Annotated in this window: 16 protein-coding genes and 4 pseudogenes; 7 read left to right on the top strand and 13 right to left on the bottom strand. The window is 65.1% G+C overall.

The annotated features are described in order from the left end of the window. On the bottom strand, positions 1–197 hold a 197-nt coding region (locus JQ566_RS34220), incomplete at its 3' end, for a hypothetical protein (protein WP_212380619.1). 15 nt (positions 198–212) lie between these two features. Between JQ566_RS34220 and JQ566_RS34225 the strand changes: the two genes are divergently transcribed. After that, the gene (locus JQ566_RS34225) at positions 213–935 is read left to right on the top strand and encodes a thermonuclease family protein (RefSeq protein ID WP_212380621.1); all 723 of its coding nucleotides are present in this window, start codon (positions 213–215) and stop codon (positions 933–935) included. Between the two features lie 106 nt (positions 936–1,041). Beyond that, complete coding sequence (locus JQ566_RS34230) at positions 1,042–2,229, top strand: pyridoxal-phosphate-dependent aminotransferase family protein (RefSeq protein ID WP_212380623.1); 1,188 nt, start codon at positions 1,042–1,044, stop codon at positions 2,227–2,229. Between the two features lie 100 nt (positions 2,230–2,329). On the opposite strand, the gene JQ566_RS34235 is transcribed toward JQ566_RS34230, so the two are convergent. Beyond that, complete coding sequence (locus JQ566_RS34235) at positions 2,330–3,445, bottom strand: hypothetical protein (protein ID WP_212380625.1); 1,116 nt, start codon at positions 3,443–3,445, stop codon at positions 2,330–2,332. After that, positions 3,445–4,881 (bottom strand): MBOAT family O-acyltransferase, encoded by a 1,437-nt coding sequence (locus JQ566_RS34240; RefSeq protein WP_212380627.1) that lies wholly within the window; start codon positions 4,879–4,881, stop codon positions 3,445–3,447. Before JQ566_RS34240 ends, JQ566_RS34235 begins: the two co-directional genes overlap by 1 nt. Before the next feature lie 268 nt (positions 4,882–5,149). Here JQ566_RS34240 and JQ566_RS34245 point away from each other — a divergent pair, with 268 nt between their 5' ends. Then, on the top strand, positions 5,150–7,249 hold the full coding sequence (locus tag JQ566_RS34245; protein ID WP_212380629.1) for a S9 family peptidase: 2,100 nt from the start codon (positions 5,150–5,152) through the stop codon (positions 7,247–7,249). A gap of 133 nt (positions 7,250–7,382) precedes the next feature. On the opposite strand, the gene JQ566_RS34250 is transcribed toward JQ566_RS34245, so the two are convergent. The 3 genes and pseudogenes from JQ566_RS34250 to JQ566_RS34260 form a co-directional block, all read right to left on the bottom strand. Next, positions 7,383–8,102 (bottom strand): ribonuclease activity regulator RraA, encoded by a 720-nt coding sequence (locus tag JQ566_RS34250; protein WP_212380631.1) that lies wholly within the window; start codon positions 8,100–8,102, stop codon positions 7,383–7,385. 136 nt (positions 8,103–8,238) lie between these two features. Then, entirely contained in the window at positions 8,239–9,975 is a 1,737-nt protein-coding gene (araD, locus tag JQ566_RS34255; RefSeq protein ID WP_212380633.1) for an L-arabinonate dehydratase, read from the bottom strand. Further along, positions 9,972–10,097: pseudogene (locus JQ566_RS34260) on the bottom strand (ABC transporter permease); the annotation flags it as partial. The gene araD and the pseudogene JQ566_RS34260, both read right to left, overlap by 4 nt. Between JQ566_RS34260 and JQ566_RS34770 the strand changes: the two are divergent. Next, a pseudogene (locus JQ566_RS34770) lies at positions 10,086–10,175 on the top strand (GntR family transcriptional regulator); the annotation flags it as partial. The pseudogenes JQ566_RS34260 and JQ566_RS34770 overlap by 12 nt on opposite strands. A gap of 248 nt (positions 10,176–10,423) precedes the next feature. On the opposite strand, the gene JQ566_RS34265 reads toward JQ566_RS34770, so the two are convergent. Next, on the bottom strand, positions 10,424–12,604 hold the full coding sequence (locus tag JQ566_RS34265) for a methyl-accepting chemotaxis protein (RefSeq protein ID WP_212380635.1): 2,181 nt from the start codon (positions 12,602–12,604) through the stop codon (positions 10,424–10,426). Between the two features lie 395 nt (positions 12,605–12,999). Here JQ566_RS34265 and JQ566_RS34270 point away from each other — a divergent pair. Continuing rightward, positions 13,000–13,101 (top strand): annotated as a pseudogene (locus tag JQ566_RS34270) (response regulator); the annotation flags it as partial. A gap of 31 nt (positions 13,102–13,132) precedes the next feature. Continuing rightward, a complete protein-coding gene (locus JQ566_RS34275) occupies positions 13,133–16,735 on the top strand; it encodes a PAS domain S-box protein (protein WP_212380638.1) in 3,603 nt (1,200 codons plus the stop codon). A gap of 184 nt (positions 16,736–16,919) precedes the next feature. On the opposite strand, the gene JQ566_RS34280 is transcribed toward JQ566_RS34275, so the two are convergent. Continuing rightward, positions 16,920–17,555, bottom strand: a complete 636-nt coding sequence (locus JQ566_RS34280; RefSeq protein ID WP_091897867.1) for a response regulator transcription factor — start codon at positions 17,553–17,555, stop codon at positions 16,920–16,922. Between the two features lie 149 nt (positions 17,556–17,704). Here JQ566_RS34280 and JQ566_RS34285 point away from each other — a divergent pair, with 149 nt between their 5' ends. Then, positions 17,705–18,031, top strand: a complete 327-nt coding sequence (locus JQ566_RS34285) for a hypothetical protein (protein ID WP_212380641.1) — start codon at positions 17,705–17,707, stop codon at positions 18,029–18,031. Here the strand turns inward: JQ566_RS34285 and JQ566_RS34290 are convergent. The 5 genes and pseudogenes from JQ566_RS34290 to JQ566_RS34775 form a co-directional block, all read right to left on the bottom strand. Beyond that, the gene (locus tag JQ566_RS34290) at positions 18,028–18,531 is read right to left on the bottom strand and encodes a response regulator (protein WP_212380642.1); all 504 of its coding nucleotides are present in this window, start codon (positions 18,529–18,531) and stop codon (positions 18,028–18,030) included. The two genes, JQ566_RS34285 and JQ566_RS34290, sit on opposite strands and share 4 nt — an antisense overlap. 141 nt (positions 18,532–18,672) lie before the next feature. Further along, complete coding sequence (locus JQ566_RS34295) at positions 18,673–18,990, bottom strand: hypothetical protein (protein WP_027577507.1); 318 nt, start codon at positions 18,988–18,990, stop codon at positions 18,673–18,675. Between the two features lie 2 nt (positions 18,991–18,992). Continuing rightward, a complete protein-coding gene (locus JQ566_RS34300; protein WP_212380644.1) occupies positions 18,993–19,871 on the bottom strand; it encodes a CheR family methyltransferase in 879 nt (292 codons plus the stop codon). 62 nt (positions 19,872–19,933) lie between these two features. Next, positions 19,934–20,320 (bottom strand): response regulator, encoded by a 387-nt coding sequence (locus tag JQ566_RS34305; RefSeq protein ID WP_027577509.1) that lies wholly within the window; start codon positions 20,318–20,320, stop codon positions 19,934–19,936. Positions 20,321–20,352: 32 nt separating this feature from the next. Continuing rightward, positions 20,353–20,457 (bottom strand): annotated as a pseudogene (locus JQ566_RS34775) (chemotaxis protein CheW); the annotation flags it as partial.

Here is a 20,457-nt window from a genome sequence, read left to right on the forward strand (position 1 = left end):
TCCAAGCCATAAAACGCGGTGCCAACCTCATGATCCGCCACCCTCACGACCGAAGTGATGTGTGAATCCAGTAGCCCCTGGAGGGGGAGGGTAAGAGAGAGCCGCAATGACGGGAAGTTGAAAGCCCATTCGTTAGGCATGCGCTGGCCGTGTGGCCAAAAGCCGACCACAATCGCGCGCTCTATCGAGATGTTCATCACACCCGGATCGGCATGTTGCGAAAAGTCCTGATTGCGCTTGCTTTCCTCGCCCCCTCGCTCGCGCACGCTGCCGACATCACCGGCACGGCGAAAGTCCGCGCCGGCGATGCCGTGGTGATCGGCAACACGCGCATCCGGCTCGGCGGCATCGACGCGCCCGCGGTCGACCAGCTCTGTCTCAACACCAAGAGCGAGCGCTGGACCTGCGGCGTCGCGGCCCGCGACGAGCTCGCCAAGTTCGCCGAGGGCAAGACCTGGGTCTGCCACACGAGGTCGATCGACCGGCGCGGCCGCACCGTGGCGCGCTGCGACGTCGGCGGCGAGGACATCCAGAAATGGCTGGTGCACAGCGGCTGGGCACTGGCCTACACCCACATGTCCCGCGACTATGAGGCGGATGAAAAGGCCGCGCGCGAGGCCAAGGCCGGGATGTGGCAGGGCGCCTTCATCGCGCCCTGGGACTGGCGCGTCCGCAACAAGAAGACCGCCATCCTGGGCGCCACCAAGCCGCCGGAGGGCGCGCATGCGGTGCTGCTCGCCTCGGCCTCGGGGCCGGTCGCGCCCTCGCCGGACTGCACCATCAAGGGCAATGTGAACAGCACCGGCGAATGCATCTATCACCAGCCTTCCAGCCGCTGGTACACCCAGATCAAGATGAAGATCAGCAAAGGCACCCGCTGGTTCTGCTCGGTCGAAGAGGCCGAAGCGGCCGGCTGCCGCGAGACCAAGAGATAGGAGCCCCAGACCTGCGTTTTGCGCGCTTTTCTTGGCCTCCAACGCCGCGTAGAAGTGAGATTCAACGACCCACCATCCTGTTCTCAAGCAACAAGGACTGACAGCAATGACCGTTCGCGCGGGCCGGGAATTTCTGGCCATCCCCGGGCCCACCACGATGCCCGACGAGGTGCTGCGGGCGATGCACCGTCCGGCGATCGACATCTACTCCAAAGAGATGCTGGACCTGACCGAGAGCCTGCTCGGCGACATCTCGAAACTGTTTGCGACCAAGGGCAAGTCCTACATCTACATCGCCAACGGTCACGGCGCCTGGGAAGCGGCGCTGAGCAACGTGCTGTCGCGCGGCGACAAGGTGCTGGTGCTGGAGAGCGGGCGCTTTGCGATGGGCTGGGGCAATGCAGCGGCGCTGATGGGCGCCGAGGTCGAGGTGCTCAAGGGCGATTGGCGCCGCGCGGTGCGGCCGCACGAGGTCGAGGAGCGCCTACGCCGCGACAAGGAGCACAAGATCAAGGCCGTCGTCGTCGTCCAGGTCGACACCGCCTCCGGCGTGCAGAACGACATCGAGGCGATCGGCAAGGCGATCAAGGCCAGCGGCCATCCCGCGCTGTACATGGTCGACACCGTCGCTTCGCTCGGCTGCATGCCGTTCGAGATGGACAAATGGGGCATCGACGTCGCGATGTCCGGCTCGCAGAAGGGCCTGATGACGCCGCCCGGCCTCGGCTTCGTCGCCGCCAATGCGCGCGCGCTCGAGGTGCACAAGAAGGCGAACATGTCGACGCCCTATTGGAGCTGGAGCGAGCGCGAGGGCACCGAGAATTATCGCAAATATGCCGGCACCGCGCCGGTGCATCTGCTGTTCGCGCTGCGCCGGGCGATCGACCTGCTGCACGAGGAAGGGCTTGAAAACGCCTTCCGCCGCCACAGCCTGCTCGGCGAAGCCGCGCGGCGCGCGGTCTCCGTCTGGTCGGAGGGACAGGTGCTCGGCTTCAACGTGGCCGAGGCCAGCGAGCGCTCCAACACCGTGACCACGGTGACCATGAGCAACGGCCACGACCCCGCCGTGCTGCAACGCTATTGCAAGGACAAGTGCGGCGTCGTGCTCGGCACCGGCATCGGCGATCTCTCGGGTCAGGCTTTCCGCATCGCCCATATGGGCCACGTGAATGCACCGATGCTGCTCGGCACGCTGGGCGTGATCGAGGTTGGGCTCAATGCGCTGAAGATCCCGCACGGCAAGGGCGGGCTAGAGGCGGCCGTGGCGTATCTCGGCGACGAGGTGGCGGTGTAGCAGCCACAAACTCCGCTGTCGTCCCGGACAAGCGCAGCTCTGGCAACGCGTAGCATTGTCAGGGCGGAGCGCTGATCCGGGACGACAGCGGAGTGTTGGGCTACGGCTGCGGCTGCGGAACGCGATACGCTTCGACCTGGGCCTTCAGCTCGTTCAGCGACGCAAGCGGCGCTTTCGGATCGACGCGATATTCCCCGCTCGCCAGCCACTTCAGCACCATCGCGTCCACCAGCGGTGAATGGTGGATGACGTCGCTGTAATTATCGAGATCGTGCGTGACCGCCTTGATCGCGCGGAAATCGTGGAGGCGCACGTTGGGAAGCTGTGTCAGGCGGGACGCCACGACCGCCGTGAGATCGGTGACGATCTTCAGCGTCTCGGGCGAGGCATCGCGCATGGCGACGAATTGCAGGATCGAGTAGGGCGGGAAGTAGATGTCGAAGGTCACGCCGGGATGGCGCGCGATCAGACCGGCGGCATCGCACTCGAAATGCCGGACCATCGCATCAAGGCTGTAGCCCTCGCCGAGGAAGCGGCTGCGAACGGGATCGGTGATGTAGGCGAAGGCGGCAAGCGTCTTCGTCGCGTTGTAGCCACGCGCGACATCGAAATCCCGCGGCAGCGCGTAGATGTCATCGACGTCGGACAGCGCGAACTTGACGGGCAGATAAGGCGCCGCCCGGGTCAGCGGCTCCCGCAGCGGCGGGATCGACCGCAGCAATGCGAACAGGGACTCCTTCGCCATCGCCGCGCTGAACAGATAGGAGGCGATGCCCCTGGCCGTCCCGCGATAGAGATCGACGGAGAGATAGGGATCGGTCTCGATATAAGCGGCATCGACGAAGATGAAATCGTCCATCTCCCAGATCACCCGCCTAGCGCCGCGGTCGATCGCCTGCTCCAGCACAAAAGCCTGCTGCCGCGAGTTGGAGCCGGTCATCGCCAGCTTGAGCGAACGGACGCTGAGGGCACGGTCGATGTCGCTCTGGCGGAAATGGATTGCGAGCGAGGTGCCCATGAAGGCGGTGTCGAACGGCTGGCTGCGGATCAGTCCGGCATTCTGCACGCGGGTGTCGTCGGAGTAGAACGCCGCCATGAGACGCGAGGGGCGGAACAGCTGCAGGGGATCGACGACGAAAGTGAGCGCGGCGGCGCCAAGCACACATGCCGCGCTCGCCAGCAGAAGACGGCCGAGATTGGTGAACATGCCCTGCATCAGAACCGGAAATAGATGAATTCGCTGTGGCTCTGGATGCCCAAAATGCCGAACGCGAGCACCAGCGATGCGCCGTAAAGGAACAGCGGTCGCATGCGCCCTGCCCGCAAGGCCTCTCCGACCCTGCGGTTGCCGTGGTCGTATCCCATGATCGCTTGCGTGTTCGGTGCCAGCCAGACCAGCGCGGCATAGATTGCGACCAGCACCAGCGCCGCAATCTCCTCGCGACCGAACACGATGTTTGCGGGATCAGCCATCGCGTGAAGAATCCGCAGCGCCCAGGCAACGCTCTCGGCGCGGAAGAATACCCAGGCGATGACGACGGCGAGGAAAGTCAGAATCGCTCCAAGCATGCGACCCGGGCGCGCCAGCAGCGAGGGAACGTTCGGCACCAGCGCGTTGAAGGCATGATTGAGACAGAGATAGGCGCCATGCAGCGCGCCCCACACGACAAAAGTCCAGGCCGCACCGTGCCAGAGCCCACCGAGCAGCATCGTGATCATCAGGTTGACGTAGCGCAGCACCCGGCCGCGGCGATTGCCGCCGAGCGGGATGTAGAGATAGTCGCGCAGGAACTGCGACAGCGTCATGTGCCAGCGGCGCCAGAACTCGACGATGCTGCTCGCCTTGTAGGGCGAATTGAAATTCACGGGTAAGAAGATGCCGAACATCAGCGAGATCCCGATCGCCATGTCGGAATAGCCGGAGAAATCGAAATAGAGCTGGAATGTGTAGGCGAGTGCGCCAAGCCAGGCCTGGTCGAAGCTCGGCGAACGAGCCTCGAAAGCGAGCGCGACCAGCGGCTGGATGCCGTCGGCAAGGCAGGTCTTCTTGAACAGGCCGATCGCGAAGATGATGATCCCGCACAGGATCAGATGCGCATCGGGGCGCTTCGATTCCTCGTGCTCGAATTGCGGGATCATGTCCTTGTGGTGGAGGATCGGCCCCGCGATCAGGTGCGGGAAATAGGTCACGAACAGCGCGTAATGCGGCAAGGCGTAACGTGCGACCTGGCCGCGATACGCATCCACCAGGAACGCGATCTGGGTGAAGGTGTAGAAGGAGATGCCGACCGGCAGCAGGATGTGGACTGCGAGGTGCGTGCCGAACACCGCATTGATGTTGTCTGTGGCAAAGCCGGCATATTTGAAGATGCCGAGCACGAGGAGATCGCCGGCGAGGCCGAATGCGAGCGCTGCGCGGCGCTGTGGCGCCTTGAGCTCCGCCACGATGAGGAGATGGCCGACGCGATAATTGAACGCGATCGAGATCAGCAGCAGGGCCACGAACTGCCAGCTGCCGATGGCGTAGAAGGCGAGCGAGGCCAGTGCCAGCCAGATCACCGGTGCCAGATTGTTGCGCCGGCCGAGCCGGAAATAGCCAGCCAGCACGACCGGCAGGAACAGCAGGATGAACGGGTAGGAATTGAACAGCATCAGGCTGGACCGGCGGCGGGGACATGGAGCCTAAAGCATACAAGGGCCGGATCAACAACCCGGCGACTTGGCGCAGTCCCGCTGGCAATTCGCGGAATCGAGACGATATAAGGGAACGCGCCTTCTCCCTCTCCCCGTTCTTACGGGGTCGGGACGAGCTACGCTCGCCCCTCACCCGAATTCGATCTGCGATCGAATTCGACCTCTCCCCGCAAGCGGGGAGAGGTGAAGACGGCGACATCGCGGATACGCATTGAACGAGGACCGAGTGACCCAAGCCAAGACGCCTTCGAAGCCCCCCGTCGCCCCGCGCCGGCCGCATTCCTTCACGCGGCACGGCATTACCGTGACCGACGACTATGCCTGGCTGAAGGATGCGAAATGGCAGGAGGTGCTGCGCGACCCCAGCTTGCTCGATCCCGATATCCGCAAATACCTGGACGAGGAGAACGTCTACACCGAGAGCCTGCTCGGACACACCGCGGGCCTGCAGACGACGCTGGTGCGCGAGATGCGCGGGCGGATCAAGGAGGACGATTCCAGCGTGCCGTCGCCGGACGGTCCGTTCGCCTATTTCCGCAGGTTTCGCGAGGGCGGCCAGCACGAGCTGTTCGGCCGCATGCCGCGCGACGGCGGCGAGGGCCATATCGTGCTCGACGGCGACGCGCTCGCCAAGGACCACCAATATTTCAAGTTCGGCGGCAGCCGCCACTCGTATGATCACAAATTGCAGGCCTGGAGCGCGGACACCAAGGGCTCCGAATATTTCTCCATCCGCGTGCGCGACTGGGCGACGGGTAAGGATCTCGACGATGTCGTCGAGGAGACCGACGGCGGCGTGGTCTGGGCCGCGGATTGCAAGAGCTTCTTCTATGTGAAGCTCGACGACAATCACCGGCCGATGCAGGTGTGGCGGCACAAGCTCGGCACCAAGCAAGCCGACGACACGCTGGTCTATGAGGAGCAGGATGCCGGCTGGTTCACCCATCTGCACGAGAGCACCAGCGGCCGCTTCTGCGTGATCGCCGGCGGCGATCACGAGACAAGCGAGCAGCGGCTGATCGATCTCGCCAAGCCCGAAGCGCCGCCGCGCCTGATCGCGGCGCGCGAAGAAGGCGTGCAATATTCGCTCGCCGATCGCGGCGACGAGCTCTTCATCCTCACCAATGCCGATGACGCCATCGACTTCAAGATCGTCACGGCGCCGCTCAGCCAGCCTGAGCGGGCGAACTGGCGCGATCTGATCCCCTATCGGCCCGGCATCTACATCATCGACCTCGATCTCTATGCCGGCCATCTGGTGCGGCTGGAGCGCGCCAATGCGCTGCCGTCGATCGTGATCCGCGATCTCGCTGGCGGGGAAGAGCACGCCATCGCTTTCGACGAGGCCGCCTATTCGCTCGATACGATGGGCTCCTACGAATTCGAGACGACGAATTTGCGCTTTGCCTATTCGTCGATGACGACGCCATCGGAGGTCTACGACTACGACATGGCGAAACGAACGCGCGTGCTGCGCAAGCGGCAGGAGATCCCGTCGGGCCACAATGCCGCCGACTACGTCACCACGCGCATCATGGCGAAGGCGCATGACGGCGCCGAGGTGCCGGTCTCGATCCTGCATCGCCGCGGGCTCGAGCTCGACGGCGCAGCGCCGCTGCTGCTCTACGGCTACGGCTCCTACGGCATGGCGATGCCAGCCTCGTTCAGCGCCAACCGCCTGTCGCTGGTCGACCGCGGCTTCGTTTACGCCATCGCCCATATCCGCGGCGGCGCCGACAAGGGCTGGGGCTGGTATCTCGACGGCAAGCGCGAGAAGAAAACCAACTCGTTCGACGATTTCGCCGCCAGCGCCGGCGCGCTGATCGATGCGAAGTACACCAGCGCCAGGCGCATCATCGGCCATGGCGGCTCGGCCGGCGGCATGCTGATGGGCGCGGTCGCGAACCGCGCCGGCGAGTTGTTCGCCGGCATCGTCGCCGAGGTGCCGTTCGTCGACGTGCTCAACACCATGCTCGACGACACGTTGCCGCTGACGCCGCCGGAATGGCCGGAATGGGGCAACCCGATCGAGAGCGAGAAGGATTTCCGCACCATCCTGTCGTACTCGCCCTACGACAATGTCGCGGCCAAGGACTATCCGGCGATCCTGGCGATGGGCGGCCTGACCGATCCGCGCGTCACCTATTGGGAGCCCGCGAAGTGGATCGCGCGCCTGCGCGCCACCATGAGCGGCGGCGGCCCGGTCCTGCTCCGCACCAACATGGGCGCCGGCCACGGCGGCGCCTCGGGACGGTTCGACCGGCTGGATGAAGTCGCGATCGTGTACGCGTTCGCGCTGTGGGCGGCGGGGATGGCGGAGGCGTGACGTCGTAGCCCGGATGGAGCGCAGCGCAATCCGGGATTCGCGCAGACTGCAGGACTGTTCCCGGATTACGCGGAGCCTGTCATCGGGCGGCGCTTCGCGCCGACCCGTTGGCTCCATCCGGGCTACGAGAGCGCTACCTCCCGTTCTTCTTCCGCCACTCCGCGAAATCGGTGAGCGTCTGCGGATCGGTGGCGGGATAGAGGCCGAAGATGCCGCGGCCCTTGCCGACTTCCTCGGTGACGAAATCCTCGAACGCGGTCATCTCGAATGTTTCGTTGGCGATCTCGTCGGCGAGATGCGCGGGGATCACGATGACACCGTCGGCATCGCCGAGGATGACGTCGCCGGGAAACACCGGCGCATCGCCGCAGCCGATCGGCACATTGATCTCGATCGCCTGGTGCAGCGTCAAATTGGTCGGCGCGCTGGGACGGTGGTGATAGGCGGGAACGCCGAGCTTGGCGATCTCGGCGGAATCGCGAAAGCCGCCGTCGGTGACGACGCCGGCGACGCCGCGCTTCATCAGCCGCGTCACCAGGATCGCGCCGGCCGAGGCCGCGCGCGCGTCCTTGCGGCTGTCCATCACCAGCACGGCGCCGGGCGGGCAATCCTCCACCGCCTTGCGCTGCGGGTGCGAGCGGTCTTTGAAGACCTCGATCGTGTTGAGATCCTCGCGCGCCGGCATGTAGCGCAGCGTGAAGGCTTCGCCGACCATGGTCGGCTGGTCGGGGCCGACGGGATGCACGTCCTGGACCATCTGGATGCGCAGGCCGCGCTTGAACAGGGCGGTGGCGACGGTGGCGGTGGAGACGGATTTGAGCTTGGTGCGGGTGGCTTCGGAAAGTTTGTTCATTGACTGAGCTCTCTCGTTAGTTCGTCATTCCGGGGCGCGCCACTTGGCGCGAGCCCGGAATCCATCGAGCCGCACGTACTGGCGCACAATGGATTCCGGGCTCATCGCTTCGCGATGCCCCGGAATGACAGGGGAATCAATAAATCGACGGCTCGCCGATCGGCGCGCCGAAATCGGTCTCGAGGAAGTCGAAGTCGCAGCCGTCATTGGCCTGCTTGATGTGCCTGGTGAACATCCAGCCGTAGCCGCGCTCGAAGCGGCGCTCGGGTTGCTTCCAGGCGGCGCGGCGTTTTTCCAGCTCGGCCTCGGGGACATCGAGATTGATGGTGCGGGCAGCGACATCCAGCGTGATGCGGTCGCCGTTCTGCACCAGCGCCAGCGGGCCGCCGATGTACGACTCCGGCGAGACGTGCAGGATGCAGGCGCCGTAGCTGGTGCCGCTCATGCGCGCGTCCGAGATGCGCACCATGTCGCGCACGCCCTGCTTCACGAGCTTGGTCGGGATCGGCAGCATGCCCCATTCCGGCATGCCCGGCCCGCCCTGCGGCCCGGCATTGCGCAAGATGAGAATGTGATCCTCGGTGACGTCGAGATTGGGATCGTCGACCGCCTTCTTCATCGAGGGATAATCGTCGAACACCAGCGCCGGCCCGGTGTGCTTGAGGAAGCGCGGCGCGCAGGCGCTCGGCTTGATGACGCAGCCGTCGGGCGCGAGATTGCCCTTGAGCACGGCGAGCGCGCCCTCCCTGTAGATGGGATTGTCGATACCGCGGATCACGTCGGCATTGTAGACCTCGGCGCCCTCGATGTTCTCACCCAGCGTCTTGCCGGTGACGGTGATGCAGTCGAGATGCAGATGCGGCTTGATTTGCGCCATCAACGCCGGCAGGCCGCCGGCATAGAAGAAATCTTCCATCAAGTACGTATCGCCGCTCGGCCGCACGTTGGCGATGACGGGCACCTTGCGGCTGGCCTTCTCGAAATCGTCGAGGCCGATGTCCTGGCCGGCGCGGCGGGCCTGCGCGATCAGATGGATGATCGCATTGGTGGAGCAGCCCATCGCCATCGCCACCGCAATCGCATTCTCGAACGCCTTGCGGGTCTGGATCACCTTCGGCGTCAGGTCCTCCCACACCATCTCGACGATGCGGCGGCCGCATTCACTGGCCATGCGGATGTGGTTGGCGTCGGCGGCCGGAATCGAGGACGCACCGGGCAGTGTCATGCCGATCGCCTCCGCGATTGCAGTCATGGTGGAAGCCGTGCCCATGGTCATGCAGGTGCCGTAGCTGCGGGCGATGCCGGCCTCGATATCGAGCCAGTCCTTCTCGGAGATCTTTCCGGCGCGGCGCTCGTCCCAGTATTTCCAGCCGTCGGAGCCGGAGCCGAGCGTCTTGCCCTTCCAGTTGCCGCGCAACATGGGGCCCGCCGGCAGATAGATCGCCGGGATGTTCATCGAGGTCGCGCCCAGGAGCAGCGCCGGCGTGGTCTTGTCGCAGCCGCCCATCAGCACCACGCCGTCGACGGGATGGCTGCGCAGCAGCTCCTCGGCGTCCATGGCCAGCAGGTTGCGATAGAGCATCGTGGTCGGTTTCAGCAGCGATTCCGACAGCGACAGCGCCGGCAGCTCCAGCGGCAGGCCGCCGGCCATCAGCACGCCGCGCTTGACGTCGTCGACGCGCGACTTGAAGTGCATGTGGCAGGGCTGCGCATCCGACCAGGTGTTGAGGATCGCGATGACCGGGCGGTCCTTCCACTCCTCCGGGGCGTAGCCCATCTGCATGGTGCGGGAGCGGTGGCCGAACGAGCGGAGATCGTCGGGCGCGAGCCAGCGCGCGCTGCGGAGCTGGTCGGGCGTTTTCTTCTTGGTCATGATTGGGTGCCCCATTTCTGCACGGTGTTCCGCTCGATGGCGCGGAAGATCAGGTTCTCGACAAAGAGCCCGATGATGATCACCGTCAAGGGGCCCGCGAACACTGCGGGTATGTCGAGGAGGGCAAGGAGGAGCTTTGGGCGCTGGTGTGCAGTCGCAGCGGGCATATCGACCGGCTGCATCTGCCCTCACCCGGCCGCCGATTGCGGCCCTGCGCGCACGCCTCGTCCTTCGAGACGGCGCTGACGCGCCTCTTCAGGATGAGGCTAATCAGCGTCAGTGCCCGTTGAAACGCTGCCGCGGACTCCGCCCTCATCCTGAGCAGCCCGCCTCAAGCGGGCGTCTCGAAGGATGGCCGCAGGGAAAACTCTCAAATGCGATAGCCCTGCGCTTGCAGGAGAGCCGAGGCAAGCCCGCGATGATCGAATTGACCCGGAGCCATTCCGTTCTAGGCCGCGTCGCGACCGTTGCGCCGTTCCGACCCGCGATAATCAGCATCGCCGCTGTTGCGGCGGTCCATCGGACCATTGCGCAGCCTGACGAAGAAGGACTGGACCTCGGCGGCGAGGCGTTCGGCCGCTCCGGAAACCTGGTTGGCCGCTCCCCTCACGTCGTCGGCCGAGCGGTTGGTTTGCGCGATTGCGCCGGAGACCGTCCCGATGCTGCTTGCCAGCGTCTGCGTTCCGGACGCCGCCATCTGGACGTTCTGCGAGATCTCCCGCGTCGCCGCACCCTGCTCTTCCACGGCGCTGGCGATCGCCGCGGCCACCTCGTCGATCCGGCGCATGGCGGTTGCGACCTCCTTGACGGAGGCAACAGCGCTGCCCGTCGAGTTCTGGATCGCGGCAATGTGCTGGGCGATCTCCTGCGTCGCGTTGCGGGTCTGGTCGGCCAGCGCCTTGACCTCGGACGCGACCACGGCAAAGCCGCGACCGGCCTCGCCGGCGCGCGCGGCCTCGATGGTGGCGTTGAGCGCCAGCAGGTTGGTCTGGGCCGCGATCGCCTGGATCAGATCGACCACCGAGCTGATGCTCTGCGCGGCTTGCGCGAGCCCTTCGATCTCGCTCTCCGAGCGCGCGGTCACCTCGCCCGCGGAGCGCACGGTCTTGTTGGACAGCTCGATCTGCCGGCCGATCTCGACGATGGAGCTCGCAAGCTGCTCGGCCGCCGCGGCGACGGTCTGGACGTTGACCGCGGTCTGCTCGGAGGTGGCCGCCGCGGAAGCTGCCTGGCTCGTCGCATGGTTGGCGATGCCGCCGAGGCTCTCTGCGGTCTGCCGCATGGTGCCCGCATTCTCGCCGACCAGCGCGAGCAGATCGTGCGAGGTCGCGCGAAAGTCCTCGACCGCGTCCTCCATGTTGCGGTTGGCCGCTTCGCGCGCCTCCGCCTCGCGCGCGAGAGACGCCGCCGCCTGCTGCTGGGCGATCACATTGTCGCGGAATTTGGCGACCGCCTGCGAGACCACGCCAATCTCGTCGCCGCGCTCGGCCGTCCTGAATTCGACACTGGTGTCGCCGCCGGACAGGCGCGCGGAATCGCCCACCAGCTCGACGATCGGACCGGTGATGGAGCGCGCAACCAGGATCGCAATCGCTGTGGCGAGCGCAAGCCCCGCGGCGAGCAGGATCCATTGCAGCAGCAGCAATCTCTCGACCGCATCGGCCACGTTGCGGGCGTCGTCGGCGAGCTTCGACTGCTGGTCGCTCTTGAGGCCGCCCGAGCGCGTGCCGTCGGCGTCCTTGCGACCGTCGAGCAGATCGAGAATCCGTGCCGCGCGCGGGGCAGCCTCGCTGGACAGGATGAACACCGGCATATTCCATTGCGGCGTCTGGCGGATTGCGAAGATCTTCTGCGGCACCGGGGTGAAGGCCTCGTTCGCCTTGGCGATGGCCCGATAAGCGGTCGCCTGCCGTTCGGTGAGCAGATCTGCCTGGGTGCCGACCGACGCGAGCGCGGCCCTGAAGGTCGCCAGCGGCTTTTCGAACTTGTCACGATCGGCAGCCTCGCCCGAGGCCACGTACAGGCGCAATTGCGATCCCGCGGCGGCAAGATTGCCGCGCACATCGGCAAAAGTCTTGAGCAGGCGCTTGCGCTGCGGTGTCGCCTCCAGCGCCTCCTCCTCGTCGATCATCGCGGTGATCTCGGCGAACATGGTCGCGATCAGCGGCGCGGCCTCTTTCGCCAGCAGCTCGCTCGCCGGATAGGCCGACGGGGTGAAGGCGGCGAGCTCGGCCTTGTCCTGGGCCTGGCGGAATTCCGCCATCAGCGCCCTGGCTTCGCTCCAATTGGTCTTGTTCTGTGGGCTGGAAAAGCCCTCCGCCATGCGGTCGACCGCGGCGGCCGTGCGGTCGAGCTCGGCCCAGACGGCGGCCCGGTCGCGCTTGCCCTGAGCATCGCCCGTCAGCAGATAGCCGCGCAGCGTCGAAAGCGTGGAATAGAGATTGCCGACCAGCTCCGTGCTCGCGATCGCGACCGGCGCACGCTGGTCCACGACCGCCCTGATCCGCGAAGAAATGTCCGAGACGGCGGCAACGGTGTAGATCACGGTCGCCGCGAGCAGGCCGCAGATCAACGCAAAGCCGCCGAGCAGCCGGGTGCGAATTCCGGTGTTCGCGATCGATTTGAACATGACAGGGTCTCGTGCTGATAGCCGGTGGGGAGGCCGGCCTTCGTCGGATGCGGAATACGGGAATGAAATGCGCGAAAATGCCGATACGAAAACTATCTGAGATTGTAATCCGTCGCCTTTAACCTATAGTGAAAGCCCGGTTCCGTACAACTACGGCGAGAACAATATCTCCTGTCGCTGAAACGGGTTAGGCCATTCAGGAACCAAGGTTTGGCTCATATGCACGCAAGAGTGCGTATGGTGTGCAAGGCGCTGCCTCTTGGAGCGCCAGGAAAGGCAATCGCAGCGAACGCGAGGCGCTTGCGGCGCACACAGAATCCGCGCAAAAATTTCACATTTGTCGCTTTGATTTGAGGTCGCTGGAACGTCCCGTGCGGCCCCGGAGGATTTCAGACGTGGCCAACATCCTGATCGTGGATGACGACCCGGCCGTGCAGATCACCATCCGGCTGCTGCTGGAACGCGCTGGTCATCACGTGACGGTCGCGAGCGATGGTTGCCTGAAGGCGGGCGAGCCGGAGGGGTCCGATGTCCGCTCCGGCCGCCGATGACAAGAACACCTCCTCAGGGCAGAAATGGCGCAGCGATACGACCATTCCTGCGAATACCCCGATGAGACTTGCAACGACGCTGGCAACGCGGCTGGCCATCGCGATGATCCTGCTGGTGGCGGTCACCGTGGCCGCAGTCGGATGGTTGGGCTATCGCAACACCACTCAGGCCGTCATTCCGCGTGTCCTGGAGCGGGTCGAAGCCCAGTCGCGCCTGCTGGCAGCCAATCTCGAATCCTACGTCGCCGGCGCCCGCGGCGATTTGACCGGCTATCGCTCCGCCGCGGCAATCAATGGCCTGATCCGCGCTCACCTCGGTGGAGGAATCGACGCTTCCGACGGCGTCTCTGAAAAAACCTGGCGCGAGCGCATCGCGGCGCGGCTTGCGGCCGAGATCGATGCCAAGCCCAGCTATGGGCAGTTTCGAATCATCGGTCTCGACGATAACCAGCGCGAGATGGTCCGCGTCGACCGCTCCGGCCCGAATGGAACGGCCCGGATCGTCCCCGACGGCGAACTGGAGGGCAAGGGCGAGCGAGCCTATTTTCAGGAAACGATACGGCTGGCACCCGGCGAGATCTATGTTTCGCCCGTCGATCTCGCCACGCGGCAGGGCGGGACCACGGAGCCGCACGTTCCGACTCTTCGTGTCGCGACGCCCCTGTTCACGCCGGACAACAAGCCGTTCGGGATCGTCATCGCCAATATCGACATGCGCCCGGCGCTCGACCGCATCCGCTCGACCGGGAGTTCGGGAGGAGAGATATACGTCGTGAATTCGCGCGGCGACTATCTCGTCCATCCCGACCGCACACGGGAATTCGGCTCATCGCGCGGCCATCCCACCGATTGGCGCAAGGACTTTCCAATCTTCTCGGCCCTGGCTGGCACGTCGGACGTAGCCACGCGGCTCACAACCGATAAATCGGGCCGGCCAAGCGGCGCGGCCATCGCGCCGACACTGCTTGCCGGCAAGGAATGGGTCGCCATCATCGTGACCATTCCCCCGTCCGTCTTCGGCCGCGTGCCGGCCGCCATTCAAAGAACGTCCCTGCTCGTCGGCGTGCTTGCCGTTCTCGCCGCGGCCGCGCTCGCGGTGCTGCTGGCGCGCTCATTGACCCGCCCGATCGGGCGTCTGACCGAGGCGGTGGCGGCCATCGGCAGCGGACGGCCGGCGGACATACCCGTCGATGCCAGCGGCGAGACCGGCGTGCTGGCACGGGCCTTTGCCCAGATGGTCGAGGAAACCCGGGCGAAGACAGCCGCGCTCGAACGCGAGATCGAGGAGCATCGCCGCACCGAGGCCGCGCGAAGCCATCACGCGGCGCGCGAGAACTTGTTCAGTGCCGCGGTGGAATCGTCCGACGATGCGATCGTGATGCAGACGCTCGATGCCGTCATCACGGGCTGGAATCCGGCCGCCGAGCGTCTTTATGGCTTTACGGCGGATGAGGCGATCGGCAAGCCGACGTCGATCATTGTGCCGCCCGACCGCCGCGAGCATGGCAAGGACTATTTGCGGCGGATCGCGCGGGGCGAGCCGATCGAGCGCTTCGAGACGGTGCGCCTGCGCAAGGACGGAACGCCGGTCGAGATTTCGCTCAGCCTGTCGCCGATCAAGGGACCTTCGGGCGAGATCATCGGCGCCTCCGGGAGCGCGAGCAGCCTGACCGAGGCGCGGCGCGCCGAGCGGGCGCTGCAGCAGCAGCTCGAAGAGCGGCGCCAGATCTTCGAGACGTCGCAGGACCTGATCATGATCATGGATGCGCGAGGCTATATCGCGCAGATCAGCCCGAGCAGCGAGACCATTCTCGGCTATCGGCCGGACGAGATGATCGGCCGCAGCGGCGCCGGCTTCGTTCATCCCGATCATCTGGAACAGTGCCGCGCCGAGATGCGCGCGATGCGTCGCGGCGAGCGCATCAAGCTCGCCGACACCCGCTGCTTCCACAAGAGCGGCCACGAGGTCTGGCTGTCCTGGCTCGGAAGCTGGTCCGAGCCAGCGCATCGCTTCTTCTTTGCCGGACGCGACATGACCGAAGCGCGGCTCGCGCAGGAATCGCTGCGCGAGAGCGAGCGGCTTGCCCGCAACATCGTCGAGACCTCGCTCGACGCCTTCGTCCAGACCGACGAGACCGGCAGCATCCTGAACTGGAACTCGCGGGCCGAACAGCTGTTCGGCTGGCGCCGCGACGAGGTGCTCGGCAAGAGCACGATCGACCTCATCGTCGCCGACAGCGAGCGCGAGAGGGTCAGGGCGGGGCTGAAGCTATTCCTGGAGAACGTGGACAGCAGGACGCTGAACCGCCGCCACGAGCTCATGTGCCGCCGCCGCGACGGCAAGGAATTCAAGGCCGAGCTCAGCGTCACCGCCCTGAAGCGCCGCGAGGGCCTGCTGTTCAACGTCTTCTACCGCGACCTCACCGACAAGATCGCCGCAGAGGAGCGCATCCGCCATGCCGAGAAGATGGAGGCCGTCGGCCAGCTTACCGGCGGCGTGGCGCATGACTTCAACAACATTCTCACCGTCATCACCGGGACGATCGAGATTCTCGCGGACGCGGTCGCGAAGGAGCCGCAGCTCGCGGCCATCACGAAGATGATCGACGAGGCCGCCGCGCGCGGCGCCGATCTGACCCAGCACCTGCTCGCCTTCGCGCGCAAGCAGCCGCTCCAGCCGCGCGAGATCGACATCAACTCGCTGATCGTCGACACCGCGAAACTGTTGCGGCCGACGCTCGGCGAGCAGATCCAGATCGAATCGGTGTTCGAGGACGAGAATTGCGTCGCGATCGTCGACCCCAACCAGCTCACCACCGCGATCCTCAACCTCGCGCTCAATGCCCGCGACGCCATGCCCGGCGGCGGCAAGCTGATCCTGGAGACCGGCGTCGCCTATCTCGACGAGGTGTATGCCAGCGCGAACGATGTGCCGCCGGGGCACTATGTGCTGATCGCCGTGAGCGACACCGGCACCGGGATCCCCGCGAACATGCTGGCCAGGGTGTTCGACCCCTTCTTCACCTCGAAGGGACCGGGCAAGGGCACCGGGCTCGGGCTTTCGATGGTCTACGGCTTCATCAAGCAGTCCGCAGGTCACATCAAGATCTACAGCGAGGAGCGCCACGGCACGACGATCAAGATGTACCTGCCGCCCGGCAAGACGCCGACAGCGGTCGGCGAGGGCGTGACTCCCGCGACGATCGAGGGCGGACACGAGACGATCCTCGTCGTCGAGGACGACCGGCTGGTGCGCGACTACGTGCTGACGCAGCTGCATTCGCTGGGTTACGTCACCTTGCAGGCCGCCAATGCTGCGGAGGCGCTCGCGATCGTCGCCACCGGAAAGCCGTTCGACCTGCTGTTCACCGACGTCATCATGCCCGGCAAGATGAACGGACGGCAGCTCGCCGACGCGCTTCAGAAGACGCGCCCCGATCTCAAGGTGGTCTACACGTCAGGCTATACCGAGAACGCGATCATCCATCACGGCCGGCTGGATTCGGGTGTTCTGCTGCTCGCAAAGCCCTATCGCAAATCGGATCTGGCGCGGATCATCCGCAAGGCGTTGAGCGCTTGAGCTTCCGTAGCCCGGATGGAGCGCAGCGCAATCCGGGAACAGTCCGTGCGGCGCGCGCAAATCGCCGGATTACGCTTGCGCTCCATCCGGGCTACGAAACCGTCGGTGAGGAGAGATGGGCCCCGGCTCAGCGGCGCATCATTCCTGATGCACCGCGTCCGGGGCACGAGAGAGAATCAGCCGCCTACGACGCGCGCTGGGCTGCGGTCATCACGATGCGGATCAGATCGGCGGCGTTGCGCGCGCCGAGCTTCTTCATGATGTTGGCGCGGTGGTCCTCGATTGTGCGCGGGCTGATGCCGAGCGTGCGGCCGGCTTCCTTGTTGGAGGCGCCGGAGGCGAACTGCTCCAGCACCTCGCGCTCCCTGCGCGTCAACGGCTCGCGTCCGGGGAAATGCAGCGAGCCGAATTTCGGAGACGCGTTCTCCGCCTGCCTGCGCGCATAGGCGCCGATCGCCTCGTCGAGCCGGCCGACGATCTCGCTGCCGCGGAACGGCTTCTCGATGAAGTCGAGCGCGCCGCTCTTGATCGCGCCCACCGCCATCGCGATGTCGCCTTGCCCGGAGATCATGAAGATCGGCGCCGGATAGTCCTCGCCGTGCAACTCCTTCAGGATGTCGAGACCCGACTTTCCGGGAATATGCACGTCGAGCAGGATCGCAGCCGGTGTGCGGTTTCGCGCGACGGAGAGCAGCGCTGCGCCGTCCGCAAAACAGATCACCTCATAGCCCGCCGCCTTCAACACCATCGACAAGGTGTCGCGAACGGCAGGATCGTCGTCGACCACGAAGATTTCACCGCGAGAGCTTTGTTCGGCCATGTGCCACGTCCGGTTGGCATGAAGGACTCGCGTCCGCGCCAACCGTTATGGCGCTCGGCGCGGATTCGGCCCACCCGTATTTGTACGGGACATGGACTTAACGCACAAGTAGCGGCATGGCGCCTAATTGCAGGTGACGGAGAATATCCATGGCAAATTTGGCCGACACGCCGCCTCTTGTCGCAACATCCGAAGTCGAGAGCCGTGAGCTGATTGCGGCGGACCTTCGCTTGCTGATCGCACAGATCGAGACCAGCATGCGCCGGATCGCCGCAGCCATGGATCGAGAACACGGCAGCGATCCGGAAGGTTCCCCGGACGTCTTCTTGCTCGACGACGTCACGCCCCGTTATGCCACCGTGAACGCGGCCCTCAACGCCTGCCGGGCGGGCCTCGGCCACGCCCTGCAATGCCTGTCGGAATCCGGTCGCGCGGCGGGCGACCGCGTCCGATCGCATGGCAGCTCCGCGCTTTAGGCGCGGTGCCGTTCCACGATCGCGTCGTTGGCGACACCTCCCCAGGTGTGGATCGCCGGCAGGCCCATCGCGATCTTGCCGAGATTGGCGAGGCTGATGCGCAGAGCCGCGAGATCCAGCGGCTTCGGCAGACTTTGAAGCTCGATCCCGACGGAACGGGCGAAGCTGCGGGCGGCACTGCGGCGCTTGCCGTCCATGCCGCTGATGACGATCACGGAGCCAGCAAATTTCGCGCTCGCCATCTCGCGCAGCACGTCGATGCCGTCGCCATCCTCCAGCACGAGATCGAGCGTCACGCAGTCAAAGCGCGCAGCGCGGAGCTTCTCGATCGCGTCCGCCACGGATGGCGCCACGGTGACTTCGTGGCCGGCCTGCTTGGCGGCGACCGTGATCAGGCGGCGCTGCGTGGCGTCGTCGTCGACCACCAGGAGCTGAAGCGCACGCCGCTCGGCGACGTCGGGCAGGTTTGACGGGATGGGGGAAAGAGAGCTTCTGGGCATTGCCGTATCCTGAGATTGAGACCTTCAATGGATACACGGCTCGCGCTTAGGCCCCGTAAAGCTGATGCGGCCAATTGATTCGGATATCTTCAGCAATTGTGAAGCAACGTAACGGAAAGAGTGGCGACGACTGCAGCCAGATCACGCCGCGGCGTCATGGCCGCCGGCCGTACCGCGCTTCTTCCTGTTCTTGCCGCGCAGGAACTGGATGTCCATTTCGGCGCCGTTGACGCGGACCAGCTCGCAGCGACGGTAGGCGAGGCCCGTCGACGACAGCAGCAGGAAGAACTCTTTCAGGTTCAACCCCTGGATCGAGCCTTCGACCGTGAGAATGGCGTCGGTGTCGGAGATCGCGTTGAGCTTGCAGTCGCGCCGCCAGGTGCCGTCGATAGCCATGATGCAGACATCATAACCTCGGCTGAATGTCACACGCTCCGCGCCCTTGCCATCCTCGGCCATGCTTATCGTCCCGCCATCGCCGCCATGCGCGGCGCCGCAGCGGCGAGAACCGGCTTGGCCGGTGCCGCGCGCGGGTCGTTCGGCTTGTAGAGGCCGCGCCGCTCCGGAAGCGGCCTGAACGTATCGGTCAGTCCGACCACGGTTTCGGCGGCGCCCAGCACCAGGAAGCCGTCCGGCTCGATCTGGCGCGCCAGGCGGTTGAAGATGTTGATCTTGGTGTCCTGGTCGAAATAGATCAGCACGTTGCGGCAGAAGATGACGTCGAAGGTGCCGAGCTGGGCAAAATCGTGCAGCAGGTTGAGCTGGCGGTGCTGGATCATCGCGCGCAATTCGGGATTGATCTGCCAGGTCTCGCCGGTCTGCTTGAAATACTTCACCAGCATCTGGATCGGCAGGCCGCGCTGCACCTCGAACTGGCTGTAGACGCCGGCCTTGGCCTTCTCGAGCACCTCCTGCGACAAGTCGGTCGCAATGATCTCGATGCGCCAGCCGGTGAGGGCCGCGCCCATCTCCTTCAGGCTCATCGCCAGCGAATAGGGCTCCTGGCCGGTCGAGCCGGCGGCGCACCAGATGCGCACGCTGCGCTTGGCGGCGCGCGCCTTGATGACCTCCGGCATGATGTGGTCGCGGAAATGATCGAACGGAACCTTGTCGCGGAAGAAGAAGGTCTCGTTGGTGGTCATGGCTTCGACCACGTCGGTGATCAGCGCGCGCGAGCCGCCTTGCAGCTTCTGCACCAGCTCGGCGATGCCGGAGAGCCCGGCCTTGCGGGCGAGCGGCAGCAGGCGGCTTTCGATCAGGTATTGCTTGTCTGCGGACAGGTCGAGACCGGAATTATCCTTCAGGAACTTACGCAGGTACTCATACTCGGTCGGGGTCACGGATGGCCTCTCGGAAAGCTGTACTGGAACACTCTGGCCCAAACACTTTGGGCCAGACACACTCAGACCATGGCTTGTCCGACCGGGATCAAACCAACTTCAGCGAACTTGTCGGCGATGATGTCTTTGTCGAAAGGCTTCATGATGTACTCGTTGGCGCCGCCGCTGAGCGCCTGAGCGATGTGAGCCACGTTGTTCTCGGTGGTGCAGAACACGACCTTGGGCTGGTCACCGCCGGGCAGCCGGCGCATATGGCCCATGAACTCGAAGCCGTCCATGACCGGCATGTTCCAGTCGAGCAGCACGGCATCGGGCAGCTTGCGCTGACAGATCTCGAGCGCCTTCGAGCCGTCCTCGGCCTCGGTGACCTCGAACTCCAGGCCTTCCAGGATTCGGCGCGCGATCTTGCGTACGACGCTGGAATCATCGACCACCAAACAGGTTTTCATTTTGGTTCTCCGGCTTCGATGTTTTCGTTGGCTTACGCTGCCATCTGCACTTTGGTTTCGAGCTCGAGGACGCGATCGACGTCGAGCACGACCATGAGCTGGCCGTCGAGGCGATGGACGCCGCCGGCGAGCTTGGC

Origin of the sequence: Bradyrhizobium sp. SZCCT0231, assembly GCF_018130245.1 — a bacterium.
GTDB classification, from domain to species: domain Bacteria; phylum Pseudomonadota; class Alphaproteobacteria; order Rhizobiales; family Xanthobacteraceae; genus Bradyrhizobium; species Bradyrhizobium japonicum_F.

Excerpts from the sequence above, each read along its gene's own strand:
- JQ566_RS34225 (WP_212380621.1), top strand. The coding sequence starts at position 213 with ATGTTGCGAAAAGTCCTGATTGCGCTTGCTTTCCTCGCCCCCTCGCTC.
- JQ566_RS34230 (WP_212380623.1), top strand. The coding sequence starts at position 1,042 with ATGACCGTTCGCGCGGGCCGGGAATTTCTGGCCATCCCCGGGCCCACC.
- JQ566_RS34235 (WP_212380625.1), bottom strand. The coding sequence starts at position 3,445 with ATGCAGGGCATGTTCACCAATCTCGGCCGTCTTCTGCTGGCGAGCGCG.
- JQ566_RS34240 (WP_212380627.1), bottom strand. The coding sequence starts at position 4,881 with ATGCTGTTCAATTCCTACCCGTTCATCCTGCTGTTCCTGCCGGTCGTG.
- JQ566_RS34250 (WP_212380631.1), bottom strand. The coding sequence starts at position 8,102 with ATGAACAAACTTTCCGAAGCCACCCGCACCAAGCTCAAATCCGTCTCC.
- araD (WP_212380633.1), bottom strand. The coding sequence starts at position 9,975 with ATGACCAAGAAGAAAACGCCCGACCAGCTCCGCAGCGCGCGCTGGCTC.
- JQ566_RS34265 (WP_212380635.1), bottom strand. The coding sequence starts at position 12,604 with ATGTTCAAATCGATCGCGAACACCGGAATTCGCACCCGGCTGCTCGGC.
- JQ566_RS34275 (WP_212380638.1), top strand. The coding sequence starts at position 13,133 with ATGTCCGCTCCGGCCGCCGATGACAAGAACACCTCCTCAGGGCAGAAA.
- JQ566_RS34280 (WP_091897867.1), bottom strand. The coding sequence starts at position 17,555 with ATGGCCGAACAAAGCTCTCGCGGTGAAATCTTCGTGGTCGACGACGAT.
- JQ566_RS34285 (WP_212380641.1), top strand. The coding sequence starts at position 17,705 with ATGGCAAATTTGGCCGACACGCCGCCTCTTGTCGCAACATCCGAAGTC.
- JQ566_RS34290 (WP_212380642.1), bottom strand. The coding sequence starts at position 18,531 with ATGCCCAGAAGCTCTCTTTCCCCCATCCCGTCAAACCTGCCCGACGTC.
- JQ566_RS34295 (WP_027577507.1), bottom strand. The coding sequence starts at position 18,990 with ATGGCCGAGGATGGCAAGGGCGCGGAGCGTGTGACATTCAGCCGAGGT.
- JQ566_RS34305 (WP_027577509.1), bottom strand. The coding sequence starts at position 20,320 with ATGAAAACCTGTTTGGTGGTCGATGATTCCAGCGTCGTACGCAAGATC.